The organism is Bacillus sp. JJ634 (genome assembly GCF_036962285.1).
Classification (GTDB): domain Bacteria; phylum Bacillota; class Bacilli; order Bacillales; family DSM-1321; genus Peribacillus; species Peribacillus asahii_A.
Map to the genome: position 1 here is coordinate 1 of NZ_JBALMU010000015.1, position 1,732 is coordinate 1,732.

At 36.4% G+C, this 1,732-nt stretch carries 3 protein-coding genes; 1 reads left to right on the forward strand and 2 read right to left on the reverse strand.

Annotation, left to right across the window (positions count from 1 at the left end; all coding sequences use genetic code 11):
- Window positions 1-386: 386 nt before the first annotated feature.
- A complete protein-coding gene (locus V7068_RS02860) occupies window positions 387-515 on the reverse strand; it encodes a GapA-binding peptide SR1P (RefSeq protein ID WP_127759656.1) in 129 nt (42 codons plus the stop codon).
- Window positions 516-761: 246 nt separating this feature from the next.
- Between V7068_RS02860 and V7068_RS02865 the strand changes: the two genes are divergently transcribed.
- Window positions 762-1,193, forward strand: a complete 432-nt coding sequence (locus V7068_RS02865) for a DUF1885 family protein (protein WP_499710926.1) — start codon at window positions 762-764, stop codon at window positions 1,191-1,193.
- Between the two features lie 10 nt (window positions 1,194-1,203).
- Here V7068_RS02865 and V7068_RS02870 read toward each other — a convergent pair whose 3' ends face one another.
- Entirely contained in the window at window positions 1,204-1,452 is a 249-nt protein-coding gene (locus tag V7068_RS02870) for a hypothetical protein (protein ID WP_375348295.1), read from the reverse strand.
- Window positions 1,453-1,732 lie beyond the last annotated feature (280 nt).

The window sequence follows — 1,732 nt, forward strand, 5'->3', positions numbered from 1 at the left end:
CGTACGAACCTGATTGGTGAAAGCTTACCTTTGAAAATCGCAAAGGTAAGTTTCACTGTATCTCACCAATCGGACCTTTACTACAAAAGCGAGGCGACTGTTCAGCCCCGACAAGCATAAGATGAAATGCGGCGTGGCGCAGTTTGCCACAGAGCATGACAGCTTATGACCTCGAGGGGCTAGGAGCCGCAACTAGATGAGGGCAGTTGTCCTTGTCCTCCACCTATCTTCTTTGTTTTCTCATAAGCTTGAGGTGAGGATCTTACTGCCCGTTAAGTGTGGGATAAACAATCGTTCATACAATCCCCTATAAACAGAGCCTAAAACACAAAAAAGGTACCTCCCAAATCGAAAAGCACCCGAACTTCTACGTCATTATTTATTTTTTAATTTTCCTCAGCAGCAGTTGTATTACAGCTAGGGCATTTTTGACTATGTGAATAAAGAATACTTACTTTTTCATCTTCAAAATGAGCGATTGTACTATCACAGCTTTGGCAAATGATCGTTCCCATTCCGACAACTCCCTTCTAATATATTAGATGTTATATAATCGAATTGTAACCGCTTTACATTCATAATAATATAACACATTTAAAATTTCAAGCAAAAAAGTATAACATATATTTCGTATTTTTATCATTTTTTCACTTAAACTCTCTTATAGCGTTATCAACGAAATTTATCTTCTTTTTAACAATACCAATCATACAAATAATGGTAAAGTATAATGAGGTAAATTGGAGTTAAGGAGGATGAACATGACTGAACATGCGTATATTAAACTCGTTCCACATCCAGAACGAACGACAGTTACGATTGACACGATTAAAGAATTATTACATGACTATCAAAACATAACCTCAAAAACAGGCAGGCAGATAAATTGGAATTACCATGAAGCAGCCTTTCCTTATGAAATAAAAGAGCCGGCACCTCCTACAAACAATATGATATACCTTCAATCCCTAACAGACGGTTACCATCTTATCTTAATCGGAATGGATCAAGAACAAATTCATGAAGAAGAAAACGAACGTATCCAAATGTATATTCAGATAACGCTCGCTGAACATTCTACGTTTGGAGATAAAGGCAAAGCTAATGAACTATGTAAATTTCTCGCTAAACAATTAAAAGGGGAACTTCACTTGTTCAATAAGCGTATCATGTACTTTTATCCTCGTAAGTGAAGAAATTCTTTTAATGAATAGGAATAATCACTTCCAAACAAATTTGCAAGACCGCATAACAAAATAAACTCATCACGGTTACTAGCAGCGTCTGTTTGGTCGATTGTAAAATAAGCTTTCCAATATAAATAGCGAAATAGGAAAACAGAAGAAACATTAGTGATTTATAGAAGAAGCGATCATTCATCGACAACCATTCCGCAAGCGTATAGCTGCTCCAAATGATTAGTTGAAAAAGAAAAACACAATATCTTTTCACATTAGTCACTCCATTCATCTTTAAATCTATGGGCATCCATTAAAACTTCTATAGTTTCATCTTATGTAATGCTTCTGCTATCCATTTCCATTGATCAAAATTTTATAGACAAACCATTCCTTTATAAAGTGAAACTTCCATCAGCGAGGGTTTCCCTTCATCCCTCACTGATGGTTAGTCACGTTCTATGGTCACTAAAATCTCCGCCACTTCAATCAAGTGACCGTACGAACCCGATTGGTAAAAGTTTATCAATCGGACTTTTACTACAAAAGCGAGG

Coding starts and splice junctions, on each gene's coding strand:
- V7068_RS02860 (WP_127759656.1), bottom strand. CDS start 515: ATGGGAACGATCATTTGCCAAAGCTGTGATAGTACAATCGCTCATTTT.
- V7068_RS02865 (WP_499710926.1), top strand. CDS start 762: ATGACTGAACATGCGTATATTAAACTCGTTCCACATCCAGAACGAACG.